Source organism: Desulfoluna sp. (assembly GCF_030145185.1).
Taxonomy (GTDB): domain Bacteria; phylum Desulfobacterota; class Desulfobacteria; order Desulfobacterales; family Desulfolunaceae; genus Desulfoluna.
Genome location: NZ_JAQYWB010000013.1, coordinates 73,201 through 98,586, shown reverse-complemented (window position 1 = coordinate 98,586; position 25,386 = coordinate 73,201). Strand labels below are relative to the sequence as shown.

The following is a 25,386-nucleotide window of genomic DNA, read 5'->3' as shown; positions in this document are numbered from 1 at the left end:
TATGTACGTCAAGACCGACATACGATAAAATTGGTTCCATACCTGCCTCCATGATTTTGGCTCTGTGCGTTATTTTCTTAATATAATGCATAATCCACGCTTTTCATGGAGCGCAGGTTCTACTTGGCAATCATTATGTCTACGACGCCGCCGTAATCTCACCGGTGTGGGTGACATTGAAGCCTGAAATGGACAGGGAACCCATGGCTGTGAATAAGAGGTAATCACAGCCGCTTTTAAGATGAAATTTAATCAAGGTTATTTTGTAAAACCCGTCTTTATAAAATCAGGCAAAAGTTTAGCCCCCGGCAGGGCCGTCGGAGGCGTAAGCTGAATAGTTACCTTTAACCATAGAAGGTCTCCTTTTTTTCTATAGTTTATGTTTGAACTGGTCCTTATGCTGATTCCATATTAAGGCACTCAAACATATCCTTCTCTTTGACGGCTGCCTCTGACGTCGGCCTCAGCACGTTTTCCGCAAGGTCCTGCTTGGAGCGCAAAAGATCATCGAGTTTTTTCTCCACCGTTGTAAACTCCGGATGGGTTACGATGGGGTAGTAGACGGTGACCGGCTTGATCTGGCCGATACGGTAAGCGCGGTCTGTGGCCTGCCTTTCTTTTGCCGGGTTCCAGGGACGTGTGTAGTGGATGACGTGGTTGGCGGATATGATGTTTAAGCCCACACCGGCCACCTGGTGTCCCAGGATGAGAACATTGAAGCCCTTTTTTTCTGAGAAGATATCGATGATGGTCTGACGGTTTGTGTTCACCTCTCCGTTGATGATATCGGGCATGATCCCGAACTCTTTCTGGATGGTTTTCTGGAGGACCTTCTGAATCTTTTTAAAGTCGGAGAAGATGATCACTTTGTCTGATCGGTCTTTGATATCTCGAATGATCTCACAGGTAGCTTTGAGCTTGGGGGAGATCTCAAGATGTTTTTCGCCACTCTCCCCATCAGGGTAGATGGCGGTGGGGTGAGCGCTAAGCATGATCAATTTCTGAATCGCCGCAAGAGCCGCACCTTTCCCTCCTGCTTTAGCTTCGCCCACGATGGTTTTGTACATTTCAAACTGTTGGCTGCCCATTTCTACTTCACGGTATATGGCATTGCACGGCGGCAGGTCTTTCATGACATCCTTTTTCATCCGGCGTTTGTAATACCCGTTGATTTGCTCGAGTAGGCGATCTACGTGGACCTGACTGTCCGCTATCTCCGAGGTGACAATGGGTCTTTCGTAAGTGGTCCTGAATTCTTTCCAGCTCCCCAACAGGCCGGGCTGGACAAAATCCATGATGCACCAGAACTCAATAAGACCGTTTTCAACAGGAGTACCTGTCAAGGCAATACGATGATTGGCCTTGAGCGCTTTCACGGCACACGTCCTCTGTGTGGTGGGGTTCTTGGCGTATTGGGCCTCGTCACAGACGACCATGTTCCAATCGTGGGTCGCCAAAACAGCCTGGTCGCGTCGCAGGGTATCGTAGGTAATCACGATAACGTCAAAACGATCGGTTAAGGACGGGTTAAAAATCCGCCCTATGCCGTCGTAGAGGTAGCATGTCAGGACCCCGTCCGAAAATTTTTGAATTTCACGCCGCCAGTTTTCAAGAAGTGATTTGGGTACCACCACCAGATGGGTGGCATCTATCCCTTCTTCCTTGAGATAGAGCATGTGGCTGATGACCTGAATTGTCTTGCCCAGCCCCATGTCGTCAGCCAATAGTCCTCCCCGTGAGCAACCGGCCAATCCATTCATCCATCGATATCCCTCAAGCTGATAGGGGTAGAGCTGAGCCTTTAAACTGCTCGGCTGTGGTGTTCCATCATGCGGTGTGGTGTCATCCCTGAAGACATGCTCATGGACATAATCAAGGGTGTCGATGTTTTCATAGATATCGAGCATCGCCCCGGCAGGAATTTTGAGTGCTCCCTTGTCCCCTTTTTCCAAGGGGTCGGTGAGTTTTTCAAAGGCGTCCAGTCCCTCTGGATCAATCCGGATCCAGTCCCCTTCATGTAAAATGTATTCTTCCCCGGTCTCTTTGGCCTTACGGGCAAGCTTCTTAAGGGTCTCAGGCGAGAGGTTCTTAGTCGTCCCGCCTGAAGAAAGTGTCTCACCCGGCCCTTCTGCTTCTTGTGGGGACCAATCTTCCAGTTTAACGCCAGGGATGCCTTCAAACCAGCCTTCCTGATCGCTTCGCTTCACCTGGAGGTAGGGCTTTGAGTTGTAGACTTTCGTGCGAATGCCCTTCACTCGCTCACTGAACAGAGAGAGATCCAGGCCTTCGGGCACCACCTGCTCCGGGTTGGTGAGAAATTTGGGGACATCGCTTCCGGTAATCTTCATCTCAGGAGGAAGCTCTTTCAATGATTTTCTCAGGCCTTTATCGAGAACCCTGCGCCTTCGTTCGCCTTTGGCACCCGCCTGGGTGTTGATATGGCGTACATCCTCTTCCCTCAGGACTGTCCCCGGCTCCCCATTTTTTCCATCCATGAGCCTGGGCTCAAGGAGAATCTCATCGGGCGCTGTCATTTGAAAATCGAGGGCAGCGCTGTCATGAAAATCGTAAATCTCGCGGGAGAGGTAAGGGTCCAGCTTAGCGCCTGCTGCCAGTGCCGCATTCCGTACCTTTGCAAGGTGCTCCATGCGACTCTCAATGCTGTCGGCATCAAAGTGGCCGGTGACTGCGTCTAAAAGATCGCGGCCCTTTTCGTCTAATGGGAGAATGCTCTCTTTTCCGAGGAAAATAACGCCATCGTGGTATTGATTTTTGGATACCCGGACCGTCCCTTTGGCAGGATCCTCATACTCCACTTCGATATCAAAGGCTGCATGGCCCACATGAAATTTGGCTTTTACAAAAAAAGAGGGGGCGGTTGGCTGGGGCAACCCCATCACGGGGGCTGCCTCTTCAAGATCTTCCGATCCGAGAGTTTTGTATATCCGATAGGGAATGCGCCAGGTGTTTTCCCCTGTTGCCTCTAAGAGGTCGGCCGCCCACAACTCATCCAGATACTGAAAAATTTCTAGATATTTTGAAAGTTTCAGGTACAGGTCGCGGCTATTCTGGCTTAAGGGGAATTGTATGACGTCAGATGCCTTGGCCTGAAACACTATTCCCTCTGGGGCGAAATGCTTCTCCAAAGAAACGGGTTTTATCTTTTTTTTAAAAAAACGCATATACGTACCGCTTGTTATGAGTCATCGTGATTTATCGGACAGTATGTTTGATCAAGCTTCGAATGACCTGACCGTATATCTCCTGCCAACCTTTTCCATGAAGAATTCTACCCTCTTTTAAACCCGAGTTTCGCAGTGTCATGGATTTGTCTTTAAACTCTCCAGCCCAGTTTTTAAATGCAGATCCAGCCCATAGCTCTTCGAAATGAGTTGAAGGGTAGACATAGGCAGCATTGCCTGTGCTTTTAAATTCAACCACACCAAAATGTGCAAAACGCAGCATAAAGCCTTCGTTCCCGAGAATGCTCTTGACGTCAATAATATGGTGACTCTTGTAAAACTTTTTCCAGAATTGGGCCCGGTTTCCGTCGAAAAAGTCTTCGATCTGAAGTCCGATGCACCAGTGGTAAAAGCGTTCTTTAATGTTGGTGGGCACCTTTTTCCAGAAGGGGCCTTCCACAGCATTTTTTCCGAATTTTGGAATTCCAAAACGGTTTTTTATCAACAGGAGAATGGTTTCATCCCAGTCGGGAAGGTCTTCTAAGGCAATCAGGTAGTTTCGAGCCCATCGCCCCAAGGCATCGGTTTGGACAGCACCTTCCATTTTTGAAAGGATTTCTTTGGGTTTTTGTCTGAGCAGAAGCTTTTTGTTGCCTTTGGACAGAAGGGCATCCCATAACGCCTCTCGCATTTGAGGGTATATGATGATGTTCACGCGGTTCATAAAATAGACCAACTCGCCTTCATCGCGTTGCGCGTATTCATTCAATGCTCCCTGGGCCAAGTCAGGGGCCTCAAACCATGCATCAATACGAGATGGTAAATCCTCTGGGATAGAGCCCAGACAAAAACGCCCGTCCCGAATAAGATTATGAAAAACGGCCTCAAGAGAAGGGTTGGGGTAGTTCTCGATTAGTTTTTTGACTCCGTACCAGAGCACCTCCGTCAAAGGCCGGTGCGTGATTACGGAGCAAGCCTTGTCCATAAGGTCACTGTTTGTTTTCAGGGCGGCGATGCTCACGCAGGCAGCCAGCTCCACTATTTGAAAAGAGAATGCCAGGGCCATCAGGTGTTCATTCTCACAGGCCTCCAGCTGCCTGCGGACGTTCGCAAGGAGCCCTTCATCTACAGCTCCAATCTGAACCCCGCGACGCAGATGAGTGGCCCTTACCTTTTCAACAACCCTATCGATGTGTGTAAACTGAACCTTGATCATCAGGACCTACCGTATGATGTGCCTCAGGGTTTGCAGGAAGTTCTGGAGCATCTCTCTTTCATTTAAGAGAATGGTGATCTCAACACGCCGGGCCATGGCACAACGATCCTCTTCACACTGTTCAGGAAACCGTATCGCTGAATACCCGGCTGCCACAGCCTTGGTCTTCCATGTATCCAGATAGGGGCCCATGGCTGGGTCACCCATTAAAAATTTCAGTACCTGCCCAGCTCGCTCTCGCGAAAGATACGGGTTGCCACCCCTTAAATCCATACGATCCGTGTGACCGGACACCTCAATGGCCTCGATTCTTTTGAGTAGTTCAGGATTTTTATAAACCAGGGCCATGTACATAGGCACAACGGACTGGAGCACCGATTTCCCCGCTTCGCTGACTTCAACAGATCCAAAGCCAAAGCGGAGGCTGTCATTACTGATCACAAGGGCTCCTGTGTCGGCATCGATGGTTACCCCTTCAATGGATTCAAACCCTTTGTAAGAGCTGATGGTTTTCACCACCTTGTCCCACTCCTCAAGCACCTGAGTCGACTCGTCAACCCGACTTCCAATATCAACAATGGCAGCCACGGTCGTCAGTGCAAAAATCATCAACAACGCTGCCATCAAGTCACTGTATGATGCCCAATACCCTTCAGATTGGTAATCGTTGTCATTGTCTGAAATGCTCTGACGTTTCTTGAATCGGATCATTTATTTCCCCCAAAAAAGGAAAATCGGCTTCTGTTCTCTCCGTCCAGAATTGCTTTTTCGAGCAAGCCTGAAAACGTTGTAAAAGATTCTTCCAGGCGGCTCCCCTGAGCGTTGATCTCTTTGTGGGTCTCTTTAACGCTTGATAGATAACCTCCAAGCGCCACCTCTCCTTTGGAACCCCAATTTTCTATCTTGGTATCAAGTCCTTTTAAGTGGCCACCTTGTATTTCCAAATGGCGAACGACCTGCTTATCCCCTGAGGCCATTTGGTTCATCGCTTCAAGTATTTGTTCGTCTACGGCCATGCGTTCTTTCAACACAGGGTTTATCTCTCCGGCAAAACGTTGCAGCATGTCCCCCAGGGCAATCACGTGCTCTTTCTTTTCATCTTCAATGGCTGCCTGAAGGTTGTGGACAAATCCCTCTTGGGCCTCAACCCAACCCATCAACTCATTGCAGGCATGGGATATTGCCACAGTACCCTCCGACAGCAGCTTTGCCGCTTCGTAGGATTTTTCCACACTCGGTACAACCGACATCTCAGAAATTTGAACAAGCCGACCCAGGACGTCTTTTTGGGTTCCCATCTCTTCCTGCATGCCGGATATCCCCTGGTTCAATTTATCGAGGGTAGGGGCAAGAAGGTTAATGCTCTCTTTTGTCTCATGGAGGGTCCCGCTGAAGCGCTCCACAACCTCTGCCACTTTCTGATCGAAAATTTCCAGGCCACGCGTTAAGCTTCCACCGACATTTTCACTGAATTCGCGGGTTGTGCCTGCGAGGGTGGTGACCAGGTCATCAGCGTGCTTGTGAATGCTTTCCCAAGCCTCAGCCATGCCACCTGCCGATTCGTTGATGGTCCGGCCCAACTCCCCAATGGTTTTTTCAAGGCTCTCGTGAAAACGCGTCACCTGCCCGGAAAAGAGTTTTTCCATACCACCCAAGAGATCTTCGGTGCGCTTTGACATGGTTTCCCACGTCTCATCCATGGACTCCTGCATGGCATTTACTCGATCCACGGCCACCTGTGCGGCACTTTCCACAGCCTCGTAGATCTCTTTTGTTTTTCCTGCAGCCCGATCGACGACGTCACCCGTGTGCTCAAGGCTCTTGGCCGTGGATTCTACGGAGGTCGTAATCAGCTCAAATTGTCCGAGGGTATTGACCATCACGTTGGCAGCCTTGGTTGTGCTCTCAATCAGCTGTTCCTGTTGATCGAAATTGTCACGAACAAAGCTGCTGAAATCAATCATCCCCTCATGAATATGTTTTTGGGCCTGCATGGTCTCCCTGACGACACTTCCCATCTCTTCGAACAGATCCTTAAAGGTATGATTCATGTTTTCAACGTACTCTTTGAGCACCCCATCCATAACCTCTGTTTGTCGCTTTTGAGCGTCATCAAGGTGCTCGGACAATATATCACCAAGGCCACCGAGGGATTGCTCTATCAGGTCGGCCACCTTTTCATTGTGCACCTTGACCTGCTGGGAATTTTCCCCCATCCCCTTCATCATGGCTTGAATGGCAGGAACCACATGCTCCCCCAAGGCTGAACCGATGGCCGGTCCCAATGAGTCACTTAGCTGCGTTGCTAAATCCGTGGCCATAGTTTTGATGCCCTGATTCACCTGGTCAAGCTGCTCCATGAGCAAAAGCGAAGAAGACTCTTCCGTCTCACATGGGTACAATGTGTGAAAACACAGATCATTTAGTTTTATATAGGACCTTGAAATCCACTCCACTACCAGGCGGTGTGCCAGCGTAAAAGAGACCGAGAAGCAGATTCCTATCAGGGATGTTATGAAAGCGACCTTCAATCCTGCGATAAGAACAAAAATTTCCTGGCTGAGCCCTTCGACATTTCCGGGGTTAATCTTGCTAATGCCACACATCACACCGAAAAAAGTACCAAAAATGCCTAATGATACAAAGATGCCCGGCAAAGCCAATGCAAGCTTATGGTAACAGCAGCTTTCAACCACACGTTGCGGTGAGAGGTAGTCCATAAGCGAAACGGGAAACGCGGCTTTGTTTCCTTCCCTTGGGCATGCGGCTTCCCAGGCCCGGGTATAAGCCTTAAAGGGCTGAGCTGCCCAGGAGGGGTTTCCAAAGAGATCAGCCCGACATTCATCCAGTTGGTAAGGATCTTCCATCGAATTCGTTATTTTTTTGAATGCGCAGGAGAGGCTCCTCCAGCGACGAAGGTAACAGGATATAAACCACAGAGAGCTTACGACCCCAAAAAGAATGAATCCAGCAATAATGGCCTGATTTATAGTACTCATCTTGCTCCAATCTATAAGCCATGACATCTCTCCGGAGGGAATAACGCCCACTAAACGCGTCATATAATCATGCACACCAACCACCTTACGGGTAAATGTCATTTATTAATTTAGATATTCATATAAATATCTGCTCAAACCTGAATCAGGTATCCATGTCCGTTTAATCTGAATACTCACCATTAGATTTCGCCGCAAAACTTAATAGAATACTTCTGCCTTTTCCAGTTAAAAACAGAAAAGTTACCTTTAACCCATCAAGAATGCAAACATCAGAATGCCTGTAAATAGTGGATCTAAGATGATGTTTGGCCATTACCGTATAATAATACTGTTTTAAAATTAATGCCGGTGTTGTAGAGATGCCTTTAAAACTTTACACCTCCAACATATGTGGACTGATGGGGAACAAGTTATGGCAAGAGGAAATCAAATGGCCAGGCAGTGGACGGTTATTCAGGCACTGCTGACTGCGAGAACGGGAAAGACGGTGGGGGAACTCCATCAGATGCTGGAGCTCTCATGCGATAAGCGGAGTGTTTACCGGGATATTCAGGATCTGGAGGCTGCGGGGTTTCCCCTTTGTTGTGAAACCATTAATGGTGCCCAGTATTGGTCTGTCATGGAACATGCCAGAAATCCCCTTGCCGTGCCTTTCAAGGTTGAAGAGCTTATTGCCCTTTACCTGTCCCGGGATAGGGTGTCCGATTTGAAGGGGACCTCCATTTATAAAGAATTGAACTCCCTGTTTACCAAAATCAAGGCTGGGATCCATGAGAGTTTTTATGATTATCTGGAGCAGAGTGGCCCTGTTCCAATGCTTTCATTTAAGCACTCTTATGGTCAATTGGATGCGAATGCTCAGGTGGTGGTGAATCAACTGGAGGGGGCGATTCAATCCAAACGGTTTGTTGATATGGCTTATTATACAATGAGCCGGAAAGCTGAAACCCAAAGGCGTGTAGCGCCTTATACCCTCTGGCTTTCCGAAGGGGAGATCTATATGATCGGCTATTGTGAGCTGCGCCTGGAGGTCCGAATTTTCAACGTAAAACGTATCCATCAGCTGATTGTTTTACCGGAGACGTATACCATCCCCGACGACTTCAACCTGGATGAATTCATGGAGGCATCGTTTGGCATTTATCAAGGCGTGGAAACACAGGTTAAAATCAGGTTTGACAGCGAAGTTGCCAATTTGATTAAAGAGAGGGTCTGGCATCCCTCCCAAAGGATCACAGAGTTCGAGGATGGCTCCATTCATTACGAGTTGACCGTGGCCGGTACGGAAGAAATCCGGCGATGGGTCATGGGGTGGGGGGATCATGCAACCGTTCTGGCACCGGTTGGCTTGCGTCATGAGATCTGCCAAATGGCCCAAAAGATGGCGCGTGATTATGGGCAACTCGGTTAACAGGCAAGGGGTAAGCATGCGCGCAGAGATTGTCTGGAAAAACGGCCGTAGCCATCGTTTCGGCCATCTCCGTGATCTTATCATTCTTTCTCGCTCCCAGGCTCTGCCTGGGCGTGTCGGGTGCAAGGCTCCGCCTTGCCGGTACAAATAGCCGTAACGCAGGAGTGAAACTCACAGAGTGCTGGGTTTCAAGCTTGGAGGCGGAGCCTCCGGGGAGCATTCCCAGGCGGAGCCTGGGAACGAGAGAGAGTCACTCCCGAGACCTGTTTGTTGAACGTTTCAAGAATTTAGCTCCCGGCAAAGCCACCGGAGGCAAATCGAGAATTGGGGTTGGTATATGAAAGAAATTGCGGGGGCTGCAAAATGTTGGGCAGGAGTGTTGTATCAAAGCAACGTTTGTTAAAAACGATGCTTCGCGAGTTGTTGGATCCTTATGAGGAAGAAAGCAGGACGGTTCCCCAGGCTTTGAGCATACAGGTCGATGTGTTTATCATGGTCTGTATTTTGTGTTCGTGTCTTCTCATCCCTCTGGAATATTTTTTGCCGGAATATGGGCGTGTTTATTGGACGTGTGAGTTAGCGTTTACGACTTTATTTGCACTTGAATATGTGACCCGCTGGTACTGCGCGCCTGACCGGATCAAATATCCCTTTACCCGTTATGCCATGATCGATCTGATTGCCATCCTTCCGGCGGTTTTGATGATCAGCAGCAAATTTATGGTGTTTCGTCTTGCACGTGGCATTCGATTCCTCAGGATACTCCGATTGCTGAAAATATTTCGGTATGATGCGTTGATTCATCAAAGTATCAATAACTTACGCATCTGGTTTGCATCTTTTAGAGAGCAATACCGCCTTCATCAGCTTGGGAATCTTTTTCGTCTGTATATTGTGGCCTGGATTCTCGGGGCCAATCTTCTCTATTTTACGGAATCCCAATTTGCCTCCGGACTGAGTCCCTATGCGGACTATTTTAAATCCTATTGGAATATTATCATCGTTCTGATCTCTGGGATCGAAGACAAAGAGCCCTTATCGGTTGCCGGCCGCATTGAAGTGACCGTACTGTTGATTGCAGGTATTTGCGTGGTGGGGATGATTACAGGCGAGATTGTCTCCATTCTTGTACACAAGATTGAACGCAAGGGAAAGGTCACCCTCAAGCCCTCTCTGACAGCGCTTTCAAATCACATTGTTATTTTCGGAAATAATACCCACCTTGATTATATTCTGCATCAAATCCACGCGGCGTTTAACGGGCTCTATTACATTCTCATCGTCAGCCCCGATGCAGACCAACTGAAAATCACGAGTCATGACGTTTATAAGAAGGTCATGGCCCTTCAGGGGGATTATCGGTCTCCGGGTGTTTTGGAATGTGCCTGCCTGGATTCTGCCTACCGGGCGATTGTTCTTTCAGACGAGGTGCCAGGGGTTTCAACCATACGGCGAGATAAGCAGACCCTGATGCACACCCTTGCTGCCGTGTCGAAGAATCATTCTCTGCCGGTGACGGTTCAGCTGAATGATAAAAGCATGCTGAAGTATACGGAACCTCTGGAAAACGTGGAATTTATCGTGAGCCAAAACTATCTGGAGACACTGCTGAGCCAGGCGGTCCTGAATCCTGGGATCACCACTATTTACAGATCGCTCATGACCTTCTCCCATGATTCCAATGAATTTTACAAAATTCCCATCACCGAGGAGGCGGATTTTAAAACGTTCAAGGAGGCTCAACACTATTTTTTAAGCCGTGACACAGACATGGTGCCCATTGGGATTTATAAAAACAGCGATTCGTCATCAAATGACCTGCGGCAAGCGTGTTGCCTGAATCCAGAATGTAAGGATACGCGCCTGACCCCTGGCGACAGCCTTGCTGTGATTGCCTATCGGGATCCTCTTTTGCATTTTGAAAAAGAACGGGGGATGATCAAGAACCATTTGTTGAAATTGTTGGGGCATCAAGTGCGGGGCCGGTCTCGTGACCTTGGAGACGTTCGGTCAACCCATCACCCCCACTCTTTTGCGAGGTTACAAAATCGTACCGTCGTTATTTGCAACGGCAACCCCAATGTGAAGCAGGTTGTCGAAGAGCTTTTCGCGGTCGAGGGCTCTGACCCCATACACATCACCCTGATTGCCCAAGACCTGGCGCTTTGGGAGGCTCATCCCGAGTGGCATCCAGACGACAGCGCAGGCTCTTTTCGAGTGATTGAAGGGGACCCATGCCGTCGTGATATTCTGATAAAGGCAGGTATCAGGGAGTGCGGGGCGGCGATTGTTCTTGCCGACCCCAGGCATGAGGATTTGGCGGATGCCCCGTCTGCGCTTATCGCCATGAGCATCGAGGAAATAAATGCTGACGTTCACACCATTATGGAGCTGATTAACTCGACAAACCGTCAGTATATTGACAACCACATCATCAATGAAGTCATCTGCCGGGGTGACATCACCGAAAACTTGATTGCCCAGAATTGTTTCTTACCCGGCGTGAAAGATATCTTTCACACGCTCCTCACCACCCGAAAAGGAACTCCCCAGATTTTTCTGCCCTTTTTGCCCGGCAAATATGCCGGAAAGACCTACAAAGAAATTGTTCTGGAGATTATCAACACAGATGTCCCCTGTATTGTGCTCGGGTTTATTCAAGAAGATGGCGTCGTGATGAATCCCAAGGCCCATGACCACCCAGGCATGGCGTCGGTGCTTTCAGAAGTGGACCAGCTGATCGTGATTTCAGGGGATCGTGCTGTGACGCTGTAGATGGAAGAAAATAAAAGCGCAAAAAGGGATGCCTTATAGTTAAAGGCCGGGGCAAAAACGTGCCTCCGGCGGCAAGGTGTGCCACCTTGAAAGCGGGTTACCGCTTGCCTCGTACCTCGGGTCAAATCGCAGCGGTCTGTTGTACGGATTGTGCGCTTATTTATTTTCTGCAGCCTGAGCCCTGCACGGGTAACAGCCCAAAACTCCCCATACACTCTTTCTCTCCATCCCAAAGGGCGATTCCCTCTTACCGGTATCGCTTAACTGCCGTGGCGGAGCGCGGCGCGCCCGAAAAACAACTGCACCAAGGTTTTGAAGGGGGATGGGGCATAGCAAAATTCAACACCGATGGGTTTTGATAACGGGTGGAGGCATGACACCCTTCTGGGCGCGCCGTGCTCCGTCGCGGCTTTTTTGTCGGGGGGGGCCCTCCAGTGCGAATCTGGAGATCATTTTTTCGTTTCCAGGCTTTGCCTGGCCGGTATGATAAGCCGTAGTGCAGGGGTCAAATTCATAAGCTGCGGGGTTTCAAGTTTGGAGGCAGAGCCTCCGGGGAGCATTCCCAGGCGGAGCCTGGGAACGAGAGAAGAGCCATCAACGCATGGCTTTTTTAAAATGGATGGAGCGCAGCGACTCCTCGAACGAAGAACGAAGCACCAAGCACGAAGAACGTTTTTTTTGCCCCAGATAGAGCCTGGGAACGAGAGAAAAACATGCCATACATTCCGTTTCTCAATCCCAAAGACATGGTGGTTGCCGCCGTTGCTGTCTCCTGGCCACCCATAACCCCTCTTGTTTATGCGGGAGGGTTTTCACGCGTGGAGATCAGGGGTATGCTGGGTGATGAGCTTTTGAAATCAGTGGGCAAGGGGGTGCCCCTTTCCGCTGGGGTCCTCTGGAGGGCCATGGTAATTTTCCCATAGCCCGGATATTACATGAGAAAACAATCAGGACTAAGGAATAATCCGTAATGACAGTTCTTTGCAGTCATATTTTCAGTCGTTTCAAAAATGCAAAATGTAATCCACGGTATTCTGTTTGATTTTCTCACCCTTCGGGCGAGCCGGGTGCACTCATCTGCCGCGTTATCAGAGCTTTGAGGTAAACCACTACATCTTCAGCTTTGATGCCTTGCATATGAGCGCACCCAACTCGTGAAATATCCGGGATAGAGTTTGGCTTAGGAGTGTGATGCATGTCCGATGAGATGAAAAAGGCAGGAGGCGTTCTTCTTACCAATGACGATGGGGTGGACTCACCCGGTCTTCTGGCTGCGGCCGAGGCGCTGAGTCCTCTGGCCCGGTTGAGGATCGTCGCCCCGATGAATCAGCAGACGGCTATGGGCCGGGCAAAGACCGGAAATCCTGAAGCCACTTTGTTGCCGAAACTCCTGACGGTGGGTGGCCAGGCGGTCCCGGCCTACGCCTGCGACGCGTCGCCTGCTGCGGCGGTGGGGCACGGGCTGAGCGTGATGGCAGGGGACACTCCGAACCTTGTGGTCTCCGGCATCAATTACGGTGAAAACCTCGGCGCAAACGTCACAAGCTCAGGGACGGTGGGGGCGGCCATGGAGGCGGCCTGCTGCGGCATCCCTTCCATCGCCATTTCCCTGGAGACCGCCATCGGTACCCATTATGCGTACACCGAGCAGGAGTGGACGGCGGCTATTTATTTTCTTCGCTACTTTGCGCAAATCGTCCTTAAAAGAGGCTTGCCTCCAGACGTTCACATTCTGAAAATCGATGTTCCCCGCATTGCCACGCCCGAGACCCCCTGGCGCCTGACCACCCTCTCTTCCTGGCGTCATTATCAGTCTCGCCTTGAGGATCCCACCCTGGACAGCCGATTGCGAGATGCCCGGGTGATCAAAGCGTCCAACCCCAATGAAGCCAAAGAGACCGATGTCTATGCCCTGAGCGTGGATAACGTCGTCTCTGTGACCCCGTTGACCCTGGATCTCACCTCTCGCACGGCGTTTGGATCGATTCACTCCTGGCTTACCGAGGGTTTGTCATAACGACACCGCACAGGACAATGCCTGCCATCAGGAGTTGCAGAGCGCTGAGTGATTCTCCCAGGAGGATCCATCCGATCAGCACGGCATTGACGGGAACCAGGTTGATGAAGATCGATGCCCGGGAAGCTTCCACGTGGCTCATTCCCCAGTTGTAGAGGCCGAAAGCGCCTAAGGTGACAAAGAGCCCGAGGAATGCCATGGCGAGAATCAGCTCTATCGTCCACACGGCCAGGGGCAGGTGAAAGAGAAGGGGCAGGCCGGGAGTAAAAAAGAGAGCCCCGGCCAGTAACTGCATGGCGGTCAGGCTCCAGGGGTTGTAGCGTTGGCACAGTTTTTTGACGAGGATCATATTGATCGCCGCGCTCATCATGGCGATGAGTTCGAGGCCGTTTCCGAGGAGAGGGTTTTGAGCCTTGCTGCCGGGGGCGTCCAGGACCGTGAGAGCGATCACGCCGATGATGGTGATCCCAAGGCCGGTGACCAGGTTCCGGTTGATCTGTTCCTTAAGGAAGAGCCAGGCTCCGAAAGCGACAAACAGAGGGACCAGGGCTGAGATGACCCCCGCCTGGGAAGAGGTCGTGTACGTGAGCGCATAGGATTCCAGCAGAAAATAGAGGCAGGGCTGAAACAGCACCATGGGAACCAGAAGTTTCCAGTCGCCTTTTTGGTAGCTTTTAAGGGTGGACTTTCCGACAAACGGTGCAATGAGAACCAGCGCGGTTATCATTCGGATCCACATCACAGACCAGGGGCTCAGAGCCGTCACAGCGATACGCATGGCGGCAAAGGAGCCGCCCCAAAGCAGCACCGCCGCCATAAGCGCTGCCACCGGCAAAAGGGCTTTTTTACTTTCTGTGGACGTCTGAGGTGCGGTCTCTAATCGGGGCTGTGCGGTCTCCATGTTTTATCTCCTGTATCAGTGGGTACGCAGAAGATAACCCATGGAGAAGGATGCGTATTGTCAAAAATTGCGGTTTTTAAGCCGGGTCGGGTGATGAATCGCTGTTCGCGCCGTTGCAGGGCTTCTTTGTGCGGGGGAAAGGGGGAGGGGCAGGTCAAACGGCTGACAGGTACTGACGGGGTGTGGCTCCAGTGAACTGCTTGAATCGTTTGGTGAAATGGCTTTGGTCACTGAAGCCGGTCTCAAGGGCGACCTGGGAGAAGGCCATGCCCTGGCGGAGCAGCTTTTGTGAGAGGTCAATGCGCCTCTGGGTGCGGAAGGCGTGGGGGGCAATGCCGGTGGCCTTTTTAAAAACGCGGAGAAAATGATATCGACTCAGGCCCACGGCACCTGCCACTTCGTCCAGAGATATTTTTCTGGACAGCTCCTCGGACAGGCACTCCTTCGCCCGGCAGACACGCTGTGAATCATGCCAGGACACCGCTGGACTTTTGCTGTCGCTGTGGTGAGTGAGTAGGTGCCCGAGGGCGTTTAAGAAGGCTGTTTCTCGTTCAAGCCGTCCACAGGGCAGGGTCATCAGATGGAAAAAAAGTCTGAGCCGATGTTGAAGAGCCGAGTCCCGAACAACCATGCGGTTGAACTCGGGCGCACCCCCATCCTTTTCAAAAATATCTTCAAATGCTGCTGCCATCACATCAAGCAGGATGTTGGCGGACCAGTAGGACAGCTGCTCGTCTCCGATGGGGATCCCGGAGTGAACCTGACCCGGGTTGATCAACGCGATGTTCTGTCTGTTGACCACCGCCTCATGTTTTTCCGGGCCCACGCAGTAGCTGGCCCCTTCTTCCACGAGAACCAGGGTGTAGTTGTCGTCATGCACGTGTCTGGGGAAGACGTGATGGCTTCCAATCACTCGGGTGACTTCAATACCTTCAATCTCAATATCACGGTAAAATGCTGTGGCTTGGGTCTCATTCATGGTTTGGATATCGGCTTATCGTTGGAGGATGAATCTTGATGCGGATACCATACCATTCGTGCGCCCTGATTTCTTGTAGAAAATTGCTACCCGGTTTATTTAACCCAATTCCTCATGAAATATCCGGGATTGGTGATTCTTTATTGATCAATGAAGGGGAGTGGCGTATTATTTCAGTCAATATATGCGTCTGTTATCCCTCTGTACCGTGTCGCCCAGCGGCGAGTCCCCACGATGTCGATCGCTCAGAAAATGCGTCCTGACTCCTTTTTTTGTGCCGTGTCCAACCTTCAATTCCCCAGACGCTTTTGTCGTGAGAAAAATAAAAAATCAGGATGATGACGTTTCAGTGTGGGGCTCTTTGTCCCGGTTCAGGGGCCTTTTTTTATCTTCGGCCTGTCTCGGGTATGAGCGGCTGCACCCACACCCACAATCAGCCCAAGGAGGATTCGTCCATGCAAAGTGAGATGATTACAGCCGACAACCTGTCCCCTGAGTTGCTCAAGTCTGTCTTTGATTCCGCCTTTATGGAGGCCACGATGGAAAATGGCGGCGACATCACCGTTCAGGAAGCGGTTAAGGTGCGAGTCAAGGTGAACGAACGGAAAAACCGCATACGATTCATGTCTGTCTTTGGGTTTAAAGAAAACGCCAAGCAGGCTGCGCAGCTTGAGTGCGTCAACCTGATTAACAGCGAGTACATCATGGTCTGTGCGTCGGCAGAAGAGAATCTTCTGTTTTTTCGCTATGATTTAGGGGTGGTGGGCGGGCTCACAAAAAAAGCCCTGGTGATGGCGGTGAAACAGTTTGCGGAGATTCCGCATCAGGCGGTTACCGATCATGGGCAGGAACTCGTGGATTAGTACGGGTGTGAATGGTCATTTCATCACGAGGGGGCAAGATGATATACATCAGGTTTTTTATTGTTTCGGCCATGCTTTGCCTGATTGGGTGCTCGGGGATCCGGGTCAGCCAAGACTATGATCCGGCATCGGATTCCGGGGTGCTGACCTCCTTTGCCTGGGCTTCAGAAACCCAGCAGAAAACCGGGGACTCCCGCCTTGATAATCCCTTGCGCGATGCGCGGACCCGAGCGGCGGTGGAGCTTCTGCTCCATGAAAAGGGCATCGACAAAAAATCTGCGGGAACACCCGCATTTTTTGTGCGGTATACCTATGGCCTTCGGCAGAAGATTGAGTCGAGCGGGACCCGCGGGGGCATTGGTTTTGGTCTGGGCAGCTTTGGGCGTCATGGGGGGATCGCCCTGGGCACGGGCGACTCGGTTGAGGAGATTGATGAGGAGTCCTTGACCATCGATTTTCTGGGGCAGGATCTTGAGACTCTTTTCTGGCGGGGTACCGGGGTCCAGCGATTTATGGAATACGATGACCCGGAGAAAACCACCCGGTCCATTCAGGCCCTGGTGACGGAAATTCTTGACCAGTTTCCTCCAAAGTAAGGGCCCAGGCAAAAAAATAATTTGGTACCCACCTTTTTGGAACGTCTTCGAATGATTCACGAGGGGGAGAATCATTCGAAGACGCAGTCTCCAGGTTTGAAGACAAACAGTTTACGGCGTGTGGCAGGTCATCCTTTCAGATGACCTGTTTTTTTATGCCTGAAAGTCGTTTCCGTTCTGTGCGTCTGCGGTCTCATATTTTCGGTTCCATCCCGTGATGGCGGAAAAGATGAGTACGCAAAGGAGAGCCCAGGAATAGGGGTTGTAAAGGGCCGTGGTGATGGGAGGGGCGACAATATGGAAGGCCTCTGAAGACGAGACAACGGCGGCGTACCATACGGCAACCACGATATGCCAGGGCAGGGTAAAAAAGACCGTACAGACCGCGCAGTCCATCAGGTTGGCTTTACGCGCCGGGGCGAGGTTGAATTTTCCACCGATGGGTTTGACCAGGCTGGGGCCTACCAGTAGCTCGGCAGGAGCGTTGGCTGAGATGGGAATCGACGCCAGGATGGTCACGCCGATAATGGAAAGCTCGGCCTGCCTGACGGTGTTGATAATAAATTTTTCAGCAAATTTCAAAATTTTGGTCATGATCCCGCTTTCAACAAGGACCTGCGTGACAGCAAGGATCAGCAGGGCAAAGATAATCGCCCCGACCACGCCGTTGATGCCATTTTGAATGATCCCCGTTGACACACCGCGCTGGGAAGGAATACCGAAAATATCGGTCAGGGCCATGTTGCCGGTGACGACGCCGATGATTGCGGCGCTGATGTTACCGTAAATCAGGGATTCAATAATGTGCCTGCCGGAAAGGGCCGACGCAACAACGACGCCCAGGGCAATGAGCATAAAGGCACCAGAGGGGTCTACCTGAGCCTGAAGATCGGGGAGGGAGGAGGTTTCACCGCCGCCACCAAAAGTAAGAAGGATCACGGCTGTGATGGTTGCGGCTGCCATGGCCAGGGGAAAACGGCTCCGGACGACATCGCGCATGGTGGCACCTTGAGTAAAGGCGGAGACAATGGTGGTATCCGAGATGGGAGCGAGGTTGTCACCGAAGGCTGCGCCGGACAAGATCGCTACGGCCAGAAAGGCAGGATCGGCTCCCAGGAAATACCCGGCAGGGTAAAGCACCGGGGTCAGGGCGATGCAGGTACCGGTACTGGTTCCGGTTCCCAGGGCAAAGAGCATGGCGGCAATAAAAACGCAGAGGGTAAAAATGGACCCCTGGGCACCGGTGGATGTTCCCAGCCAAAGCAATCCTTTGACGAGCCCGCCACCCACCATCAATTTTCCGAAGACGCCGGCAAAAAGCCAGGCCGTGATGATGACGATCCCTGTTTTGTCGCCGATGCCGCGCATGATGGACTGGCAATAATCTTTTTTGTCTTTGGCAAAAAACATCCCTGCGACGATGGCCATCCAACCGCAGGCCCAAAAGGGCTTGGTGCCGCCCATTCCGGCAACGGAAAGCCAGATCAGCCCTCCGACCAACACAATCAGAGGGACCAGTCCGCCCCAGATGCCGCCATAAAGTTCAAGATGGTGTTCTTCTGTGCTGTTTTCCATGTTCTAGCTCCTGTTCTGTCTTGTTTCTGAGTGGTTCTATAAGCGAGCTGATCCGGTTTCGGGATAGCGTCATGAATCATTTTATCGGAGCGGTGCTAACATTTTTGCGGGGTCTGTTCAATTTTTTTGTTCCTGTCTGTCAATAAAAAATGATCAAATGGCACGAGATGTGCTTGGTTGTGGATCTATTTTTTGAATTATTCTCGGGACTACCCCGGAAATGCTTTGCCGACGGTGGTTTCGGAAGAAAAATTTTGTGAGTTCGAGACTCATTTTTCAGGTGACAGCATGCGATAGAGCTCTTTTGTATGAGGATGTGGTTTTGAATTCATCACGTTAGGGGATGCATCGTTCATTTTTTGATTGGTCAGGAGCGGGAGTGAGGTGTCATTAGGGGGAAGAGAGTGTGCTTGATCGGGTGGCAACAATCTGATTTTTCATGAAAGACGATCGGAAAGGTCCGTTTCGGTGGCTCCGTATGACAGTTCCCTGGACACTGACCTGAAATATCAATGATTTTATTATTGATACTTGTGGTTTAGAGCTTAGTGACAACAAATTACAGAGAAAATGGGTCTGTTTTACAATAAAAAGGCAGCGGCTGGCGAATGAGACCCTATTTCAGTTGCTTATCTCTTGTAAATGTTGGTATAAACCTGCGTTCCTTTGCGTGGGGATAGAAGACAGGCGGTGGCCGGTTAGGGAGTCCCGGCGAATTTTGTCGGGCGCGGGACGGTCTGTCAGTGAGTATAGGGATGAAACGCCTTGACGACATGCCTTTTGACACATCAACGGACATGCCGATGCGGAAGGGAGACGGAACATTTCCTCGTGTGGGGTGGTTGGTGAGCGGGCGGTTGTTTTTTCGGCGTTTTATGGAGAGTTGGAGCAACCATTTGTAAGGAGAGACAGATTCATGAAGGATGATGCATTGGCAAACCCGGGGCCCCTGGGGCTTATGGGTTTTGGTATGACGACGGTACTTTTAAACATTCATAACGCCGGTTTTTTCCCCATGAGCGCCATGATTCTGGCCATGGGGCTTTTTTATGGCGGCATGGCACAGATCATTGCAGGGATTCTTGAGTTTAAAAAGGGCAACACCTTTGGGATGACGGCCTTTATCTCGTTCGGGCATTTCTGGATCACCCTTGTTGCGTTGATCCTGATGCCCAGATTCGGTTGGATCGAAGCCACTGGGCATCAATTCATGGGGTGGTATCTCTTTATGTGGGCCATCTTTACTTTTTTCATGTTTTTCGGGACCCTCAAGGCCAACCGGGGGCTTCAGTTTATTTTTGCCTCCCTGACCGTTCTTTTTGTTCTTCTTGCGGTCCATAACTGGACCGGTTCCGCCTTTATCGGCACCATCGCGGGTTTTGAAGGCATCGTGTGCGGCTTGAGCGCCATTTATGTCGCCATGGCCGAGGTGATCAATGAGCAGTTTGATCGCGTCGTGCTTCCCATCGGGTAAGCCGTCACGGCCAGCACTCCCTCTTGAAGCAGAGAGAAGGGGGCGGTGACCGGAGAGCGGTGGCCGTTCTCTTCTTCTTTTTCGTGAGGTTCAATTCGGAGCCTTCCACCTGTTGTGTTGCTGCGGTGGAAGGCTTTTTTTGTAGCTATTCAGCCCAATCCACCTCAGGCTGCCGGAATACGAAAAAACGTGCCACGTGACACAAGGGTCTGCTTGTGCACCCTTTTCTTTGTTCAATCTTGTCGGTGCCGTATCAGTAAGTATGGGGGGGCAAACCAAAAGCATTGTCACCATGAAGCGCATGATCATGACGTGTCTTTGCCTCCGGCTACGCAGAGGGAAAAGCCTTGACCATTGTTTCGGCAGTCAGCGTGTTGAATAGCCTTGTACTCTGGAGCGCCGCACTCCGGTGCGGAATGGGTAACGACGAACTAAAAAGCCGCACCGGAGTGCGGCGCTCCGTTTCGGTCCGTCTTTCTCGGTTTTTTTAAGGTCGTGACCCAAACGCTGACCTTTGCGTTTGCGTCACCCGTTTCATAACACCCGACAGTATCTCATAACCACCATGGGTTCCCGCCTTCGCGGGAAAGACGAAGGGAGCGCGGGAAAGACGAAGGCGTGACGGATACCCTTTGCCCTCCTCTCCTCGTCTTCCCCGGCTGTCTGGCAACATGGATCCGGTCGTGCCGATTTACAGTCCAACACTCGCCACCTTCTGTATTGCCAAGTGACCGGGGATCCATGCCTGGATTTATATTCCCCTGTATCGCGAGCTGAATCGTTCCCTTATTTTGTTGGGGGGCCGGGCGGGCCGACCATATCCTTCGTTTTTAAGCGGGCTTTCTGTCCAGAATACAGCCGTTCCCGTGGATGTCCTGGCATTTCCCGCAGGCGACACAACGGGGATTTTTAAGATTGCCCTGTTGCCATTGGTTGATCAGGTCCGGCTCGGAAAGCAGGGGGCGCGCCATGGAAAAATAGCCGATCTGTGTTGTGTTTAAAATGTGAGTGAGTTTTTCCGGGCTTCGATGTCCCCCCACCGAGATGACAGGAACCGTCAAATGCCGGGCAATTTTCGCTGTCTTTTCTGCAAAATAGGATTGCTTTTCGGCTTTCAGGATTCCGCTTCGGCCCGGCCCGGTGTTGGGGTGGGCCGTGATGTCCAGATTGCCCCCGCTGAATTCAATTCCTGAGATGCCCCTTTTTTCCAGCTCTTTTGCCACATACAGGCTCTCCTCTTCGTTGAGACCCTTTTCTTCCCATTCATCGGAACAGTGCATTTTAATAAACACCCCGTAGTCCGGTCCCACCTCTTTGCGAATGGCCTCAACGGTGTCGCAGACGATTTTGCATCGGTTTTCGATGGACCCACCATACTCATCTTCCCTTCGGTTGAAGTAAGGGGAGAGAAATTGGCTGAAGAGGTAGGTGTGGGCGCCGTGGAGCTGAACCCCGTCAAATCCTGAAGCTTTCACCCGGCCTGCCGCCCGGGCGAGGGCGGTGATCACGGTGTGGATATTTTCTTTTGTCATCTCGGTGGGGACCACCTGGGTCAGGGGGTGGGGGACGGCGGAGGGTCCCCAGATCAACCGGTTTTCCGGTTGAAAGTTTGTGAAAGACCCCCCGTAGACGATTTGCATGATGATGTTGGCCCCCTCCGCGTGGATTTTTTTTGTGAAGGCCTGATACTCTGGAATAAAAGAGTCCTCATAGATGCCCAGCATACCGGGGTTGGGCTGTTCTTCTTCGAGGACGAAGGCATACCCGGTGATAATGGTCCCGACACCTCCCCGGGCCAACGCAAGGTAAGTCGCCTCCAGGCGGTCGGTGAGGTGGCCTTTGTCGTCGGCCATGTTCATCCAGGTGGCGGATCGCCAGAGGCGGTTTTTCAGGGGCAGGGTTCCGATGTGCGTGGGATCAAACAGTGTCTTCATGGGGGCTCCTTTGTTATATAATATCTATTGATAGAGATATCGCGGATATTAGATATATTGAAGAATAAAAATAATCCTGCCTTTGCTGAGGTGATTAGCTAAAGGCTATTTGAGATATAATAAGCCGTTTTTTTTATGGTTTCTTCGTTTCTGCGGTAGTACGTCCATTGGCCGATACGTTTGCAGGAGAGAAGTTCCGCCTGCTTCATCAGGTTCAGGTAATGGGAGACCGTGGACTGGGTGATGCCTGTCTTTTCGTGAATCACACCGACGCACACGTATCCCTTTCCGCTCTCCTCTTCAGGGAGGTGGAGCATGGGAGGGAAGTGAGTCTCTGGGTTTTTAAGCCAGTTGAGTATCTGCACCCGCACGGGGTTTGAGAGCACTTTGAAGATTGCATCCATATTCATGAAGATCTAAATATCGCATTATATCGATATTGTCAAGGGGCATGGAATGCGCCTCCTTAGCCCGGATATTTCATGAGAAACCGCAATACAAAAAGATATACAGTTTTATTACAGATTGTTGTTACGAAAAAATCAGGTGTTCGAAAAATACAAAATGTTATTTTTGATTTTCTCGCCCTTCGTGAAATATCCGGGTTAATGTTGTTTGCTCCCGGACGAGTATGATAAGACAAACGAATTCTTATTGACGACGCAACCCCACGGAGAATCCCGAGCACCATGAAAGTGATAAAAATAGGCGGTGGCTGCCTCAAGGGCAAAAAGACCATTGAATCGATTCTTGACCTGCTCGCAAGGCGGGTGGGCGGTGATATCATTGTCGTTTCGGCCTTAAACGGCGTTACCGACATGCTCATTGACGGCATGGCTGATGCCTTGGCCGATGAAGAGAACATTCCTCCGTTAATCAGCCGGCTTCGCACCAAGCATATCGCAACAGCCCGGCACATCATCACCGATCCTGATCTTCAGAAGGCGTTTTCAAAGACCTTCGGGAAAAGCCTGCAGCGCCTGGAACGATATTATTATGGCCTGAGTTATACCGGTGAGAGCACCCCAAAAATGCGCGATCTGATCAGCAGTTACGGGGAACGCTTCAGTGCAGAGCTGCTGACCTTTGCCATGAACGCCAGGGGCGTCCGGGCCGTGTGCCGTATGCCGCAGAATATCGGGATGATCACCGACGGGAAATACGAAGACGCCACCGCCGATCTGGAGGTGACCCGGGCGAATTTTCGCGAACACTTGAGCCCCCTTCTTGCCGAGGGGACTCTGGTTTTTATTCCCGGTTTTTACGGGATCAGCCAAGAAGGCAATATCACCACCTACGGCAGGGGGGGCACCGACTACTCTGCAGCCGTTGCCACCGTGGCTATGGCCGCAGAGGTTCTGGAGTTCTGGAAGGATGTGGCCGGTTTTATGAGCGCGGATCCCCGTCTGGTCCCGGAAGCGGAACTGATTTCCGTCCTCTCCTATGCCGAGGCGGCTGAATTGTGTTATTTTGGGGCAAAGATACTTCACCCCCGTGCTGTGGAACCGATTCGTCGCTATGGACTGGACATTGCTATTAAAAGCACCCTGGATCCCGATGCCGAAGGGAGCCTGATCACCCAGAGCAGCCCAGAAACCACCCATGTTGTCAAAAGCGTTACCCAGAATATCGATGTGGGCATCATTAAGGTGTATGCCTCCGGCGTTGGGGCTCGCACCGGGATGTTGTCGGAGGTGACGGGCTGCGTCAGCGACGGCGGAATCAACATCAAGTCCGTGGTGACCTCCCAGACCTGTATCTCCCTGCTTCTGGATAAAAAAGATATGGATCGGGGGTTCGCCCGCCTGGAAAAGCTCACCCCGTATCCCTTTCGCAAGGTGGCCAGGGAAGATGATGTGGCGCTGATCAGCATGGTGGGGGAGGGCTTGAATACCCGCAAAGGTGTGGCCGCCCGTTGTTTCTCTGCCATGGATGAAGCCGGGATCAACGTGGAGATGATCGCTTTTGGGCCCTCGCCGGTGGCTCTCTATTTTATCGTTCAGGAAGAGGACCTCAGGGCGTCGGTTCGGGCGCTGCATCAGACCTTTTTCAACGGACATTCGAAGTAACTACCCAGTTTAGTTCTCGATTAAACTTCACCTTATTTTATAAAAGGAGCCGTCATGGGGCTTTTCTCACTTTTCTCCAAATCACCCGAAGACCTTGAAAAAAAGGGCGACGCCCTGGTTCTGTCAGAAAATTATGGTCCCGCCCGCACCGAATATGCCAAAGCCCTGGAGAAACTTGTCGGGAAAGAGGCCGGGCAGGGCGCGGTTCTGGCTCGCATCGAAGAGAAGTACGCAGGATGTGGAGAGTCTCTGGCCAGAGTCCATCTGGAAAACGCCGTGGATCTGCATGAATCGGGTATTGACGCCGAAGCGCATCACCTGTTGCATCTTGCGGGTCAACTGGCGACGGATGGGGAGACGAAAAAGGCCATTGAAGAGCTTGTCGGACAGCTGAGCAGTTCCATGGCAGGAGAAGGGGAGGAGTGGGATGATGATGAGGAGGACGCCGATGATGCGCCGTCCGAATCTTATACCGATGCAGATCAAAGTTTCGAGGCCCTTTGCATGTCGCTTCCAGAGGCCCAGGGTGAGGCCTACATGGATTACGGCGATGCGTTTAGAAATGGCTACAGCGCCTTAAATTCAGGGGCGTTCGCAGAGGCTGAGTCCGCCCTGGATGAAGCCCTTCAGGCAAATGGCGAGTCCAGCTATGTCCCCCTGGAGCTGGGCTCTGCGTGTTTCAACCTCGGAAAGACCGAAAAGGCCGAGACACTTTTTCGCACCTTCCTGGCCCATCATCCTGCCCATGCCCACGGCGTGGAACTTTTGTGCCATCTTTATCTCGAAGAGGGCCATCAGGAAAAAGCCCTTACCCTCCTCGATGAAAATGTGGGCGCCATGACAGAGCCCGCCGTGGAGCTGGTTCTTTTGAAAGGGCGTCTTCTCAACGATCTCGGGCAAGGTGAGGCCGCCGAGACCTGGCTCGCCGATCATCTGGAGAATCAATGGGATGATAACGTTGCCTTTTTTCTTGCCAGCCTTAAAAAAGAAAAAGGGGACGCCCCGGCGTCACGAAAGCTTCTGGAGACCTCGATGGGACACTGCACCGGGTGCGGGAAACGCCCCCCCTCACATATTCAGTTGACCTACGCCAATCTCCTTAAAGAGGAGGGCGATACCTCTGTTGGCCTTATTGAACGGTATCTTAAACTGGCCATGGAAGATCCCTCCACAGGTCCCTACGCCTACCAGGCCGTCAGCGAAATCTACAGAACCCGCGGAGATAACGCTGAAGCGGACCGTTACGCGGCCATGGCATCGTAAGAGATGAGATGTTGAGAACGGTTCGGCGGTAAGGGGGGCGAAGCCACTCAGGCAAAAAGACCTTGAGCGCAGGGTGTGGATGCGCTTTGCCCCAGCCGATAGCCGTCTTGTTACCCGACACCCGTTTTT

At 51.4% G+C, this 25,386-nt stretch carries 17 protein-coding genes; 8 read left to right on the top strand and 9 right to left on the bottom strand.

What is annotated here, in order from left to right:
* Window positions 1-395 precede the first annotated feature (395 nt).
* The 4 genes from Q1Q75_RS06080 to Q1Q75_RS06065 all read right to left on the bottom strand — a co-directional run bounded on the left by Q1Q75_RS06080 (window position 396) and on the right by Q1Q75_RS06065 (window position 6,719).
* Entirely contained in the window at window positions 396-3,116 is a 2,721-nt protein-coding gene (locus tag Q1Q75_RS06080; RefSeq protein ID WP_300668336.1) for a DEAD/DEAH box helicase, read from the bottom strand.
* Window positions 3,117-3,213: 97 nt separating this feature from the next.
* Window positions 3,214-4,203: a hypothetical protein gene (locus Q1Q75_RS06075; protein ID WP_300668335.1), complete on the bottom strand. Its 990-nt coding sequence runs from the start codon at window positions 4,201-4,203 to the stop codon at window positions 3,214-3,216.
* Between the two features lie 201 nt (window positions 4,204-4,404).
* Window positions 4,405-5,109 (bottom strand): OmpA family protein, encoded by a 705-nt coding sequence (locus Q1Q75_RS06070; protein ID WP_300668334.1) that lies wholly within the window; start codon window positions 5,107-5,109, stop codon window positions 4,405-4,407.
* Window positions 5,106-6,719 (bottom strand): hypothetical protein, encoded by a 1,614-nt coding sequence (locus Q1Q75_RS06065; protein ID WP_300668333.1) that lies wholly within the window; start codon window positions 6,717-6,719, stop codon window positions 5,106-5,108. Before Q1Q75_RS06065 ends, Q1Q75_RS06070 begins: the two co-directional genes overlap by 4 nt.
* 1,093 nt (window positions 6,720-7,812) lie before the next feature.
* On the opposite strand from Q1Q75_RS06065, the gene Q1Q75_RS06060 reads away from it, so the two are divergent.
* The 3 genes from Q1Q75_RS06060 (at window position 7,813) to surE (ending at window position 13,603) form a co-directional block, all read left to right on the top strand.
* Entirely contained in the window at window positions 7,813-8,811 is a 999-nt protein-coding gene (locus Q1Q75_RS06060) for a YafY family protein (protein WP_300668331.1), read from the top strand.
* Window positions 8,812-9,174: 363 nt separating this feature from the next.
* Window positions 9,175-11,586: an ion transporter gene (locus Q1Q75_RS06055; protein WP_366945165.1), complete on the top strand. Its 2,412-nt coding sequence runs from the start codon at window positions 9,175-9,177 to the stop codon at window positions 11,584-11,586.
* A gap of 1,195 nt (window positions 11,587-12,781) precedes the next feature.
* Window positions 12,782-13,603: a 5'/3'-nucleotidase SurE gene (surE, locus tag Q1Q75_RS06050; protein ID WP_300668330.1), complete on the top strand. Its 822-nt coding sequence runs from the start codon at window positions 12,782-12,784 to the stop codon at window positions 13,601-13,603.
* Here the strand turns inward: surE and Q1Q75_RS06045 are convergent.
* Window positions 13,584-14,504, bottom strand: a complete 921-nt coding sequence (locus Q1Q75_RS06045; protein ID WP_300668328.1) for a DMT family transporter — start codon at window positions 14,502-14,504, stop codon at window positions 13,584-13,586. The two genes, surE and Q1Q75_RS06045, sit on opposite strands and share 20 nt — an antisense overlap.
* A gap of 154 nt (window positions 14,505-14,658) precedes the next feature.
* Window positions 14,659-15,483 carry an AraC family transcriptional regulator gene (locus Q1Q75_RS06040; RefSeq protein WP_300668327.1) on the bottom strand — a complete coding sequence of 275 codons (825 nt, stop codon included), beginning with the start codon at window positions 15,481-15,483 and terminating at the stop codon, window positions 14,659-14,661.
* Between the two features lie 455 nt (window positions 15,484-15,938).
* On the opposite strand from Q1Q75_RS06040, the gene Q1Q75_RS06035 reads away from it, so the two are divergent.
* Both Q1Q75_RS06035 and Q1Q75_RS06030 read left to right on the top strand, forming a co-directional pair.
* Window positions 15,939-16,346, top strand: a complete 408-nt coding sequence (locus Q1Q75_RS06035; RefSeq protein ID WP_300668326.1) for a YbjN domain-containing protein — start codon at window positions 15,939-15,941, stop codon at window positions 16,344-16,346.
* Window positions 16,347-16,384: 38 nt separating this feature from the next.
* Window positions 16,385-16,942 (top strand): DUF4136 domain-containing protein, encoded by a 558-nt coding sequence (locus tag Q1Q75_RS06030; RefSeq protein ID WP_300668325.1) that lies wholly within the window; start codon window positions 16,385-16,387, stop codon window positions 16,940-16,942.
* Between the two features lie 153 nt (window positions 16,943-17,095).
* Here the strand turns inward: Q1Q75_RS06030 and Q1Q75_RS06025 are convergent, their stop codons facing one another.
* On the bottom strand, window positions 17,096-18,517 hold the full coding sequence (locus Q1Q75_RS06025) for a Na+/H+ antiporter NhaC family protein (RefSeq protein WP_300668324.1): 1,422 nt from the start codon (window positions 18,515-18,517) through the stop codon (window positions 17,096-17,098).
* Between the two features lie 916 nt (window positions 18,518-19,433).
* Here Q1Q75_RS06025 and Q1Q75_RS06020 point away from each other — a divergent pair.
* Complete coding sequence (locus tag Q1Q75_RS06020) at window positions 19,434-19,991, top strand: acetate uptake transporter (RefSeq protein ID WP_300668322.1); 558 nt, start codon at window positions 19,434-19,436, stop codon at window positions 19,989-19,991.
* Between the two features lie 830 nt (window positions 19,992-20,821).
* Here the strand turns inward: Q1Q75_RS06020 and Q1Q75_RS06015 are convergent.
* Window positions 20,822-21,925 carry an NADH:flavin oxidoreductase gene (locus Q1Q75_RS06015; RefSeq protein ID WP_300668320.1) on the bottom strand — a complete coding sequence of 368 codons (1,104 nt, stop codon included), beginning with the start codon at window positions 21,923-21,925 and terminating at the stop codon, window positions 20,822-20,824.
* Between the two features lie 98 nt (window positions 21,926-22,023).
* A complete protein-coding gene (locus tag Q1Q75_RS06010; protein WP_300668319.1) occupies window positions 22,024-22,335 on the bottom strand; it encodes a metalloregulator ArsR/SmtB family transcription factor in 312 nt (103 codons plus the stop codon).
* Between the two features lie 279 nt (window positions 22,336-22,614).
* On the opposite strand from Q1Q75_RS06010, the gene Q1Q75_RS06005 reads away from it, so the two are divergent.
* Together Q1Q75_RS06005 and Q1Q75_RS06000 are read left to right on the top strand one after the other, a co-directional pair.
* Window positions 22,615-23,994, top strand: a complete 1,380-nt coding sequence (locus Q1Q75_RS06005) for an aspartate kinase (RefSeq protein ID WP_300668318.1) — start codon at window positions 22,615-22,617, stop codon at window positions 23,992-23,994.
* 54 nt (window positions 23,995-24,048) lie between these two features.
* Complete coding sequence (locus Q1Q75_RS06000) at window positions 24,049-25,257, top strand: tetratricopeptide repeat protein (RefSeq protein WP_300668317.1); 1,209 nt, start codon at window positions 24,049-24,051, stop codon at window positions 25,255-25,257.
* Window positions 25,258-25,386 lie beyond the last annotated feature (129 nt).

What these genes read in the sequence shown, in the direction of transcription:
- Q1Q75_RS06070 (WP_300668334.1), bottom strand. Translation starts at nt 5,109, where the DNA reads ATGATCCGATTCAAGAAACGTCAGAGCATTTCAGACAATGACAACGAT.
- Q1Q75_RS06065 (WP_300668333.1), bottom strand. Translation starts at nt 6,719, where the DNA reads ATGGCCACGGATTTAGCAACGCAGCTAAGTGACTCATTGGGACCGGCC.
- Q1Q75_RS06060 (WP_300668331.1), top strand. Translation starts at nt 7,813, where the DNA reads ATGGCAAGAGGAAATCAAATGGCCAGGCAGTGGACGGTTATTCAGGCA.
- Q1Q75_RS06055 (WP_366945165.1), top strand. Translation starts at nt 9,175, where the DNA reads ATGTTGGGCAGGAGTGTTGTATCAAAGCAACGTTTGTTAAAAACGATG.
- surE (WP_300668330.1), top strand. Translation starts at nt 12,782, where the DNA reads ATGTCCGATGAGATGAAAAAGGCAGGAGGCGTTCTTCTTACCAATGAC.
- Q1Q75_RS06045 (WP_300668328.1), bottom strand. Translation starts at nt 14,504, where the DNA reads ATGGAGACCGCACAGCCCCGATTAGAGACCGCACCTCAGACGTCCACA.
- Q1Q75_RS06040 (WP_300668327.1), bottom strand. Translation starts at nt 15,483, where the DNA reads ATGAATGAGACCCAAGCCACAGCATTTTACCGTGATATTGAGATTGAA.
- Q1Q75_RS06035 (WP_300668326.1), top strand. Translation starts at nt 15,939, where the DNA reads ATGCAAAGTGAGATGATTACAGCCGACAACCTGTCCCCTGAGTTGCTC.
- Q1Q75_RS06030 (WP_300668325.1), top strand. Translation starts at nt 16,385, where the DNA reads ATGATATACATCAGGTTTTTTATTGTTTCGGCCATGCTTTGCCTGATT.
- Q1Q75_RS06025 (WP_300668324.1), bottom strand. Translation starts at nt 18,517, where the DNA reads ATGGAAAACAGCACAGAAGAACACCATCTTGAACTTTATGGCGGCATC.
- Q1Q75_RS06020 (WP_300668322.1), top strand. Translation starts at nt 19,434, where the DNA reads ATGAAGGATGATGCATTGGCAAACCCGGGGCCCCTGGGGCTTATGGGT.
- Q1Q75_RS06015 (WP_300668320.1), bottom strand. Translation starts at nt 21,925, where the DNA reads ATGAAGACACTGTTTGATCCCACGCACATCGGAACCCTGCCCCTGAAA.
- Q1Q75_RS06010 (WP_300668319.1), bottom strand. Translation starts at nt 22,335, where the DNA reads ATGAATATGGATGCAATCTTCAAAGTGCTCTCAAACCCCGTGCGGGTG.
- Q1Q75_RS06005 (WP_300668318.1), top strand. Translation starts at nt 22,615, where the DNA reads ATGAAAGTGATAAAAATAGGCGGTGGCTGCCTCAAGGGCAAAAAGACC.
- Q1Q75_RS06000 (WP_300668317.1), top strand. Translation starts at nt 24,049, where the DNA reads ATGGGGCTTTTCTCACTTTTCTCCAAATCACCCGAAGACCTTGAAAAA.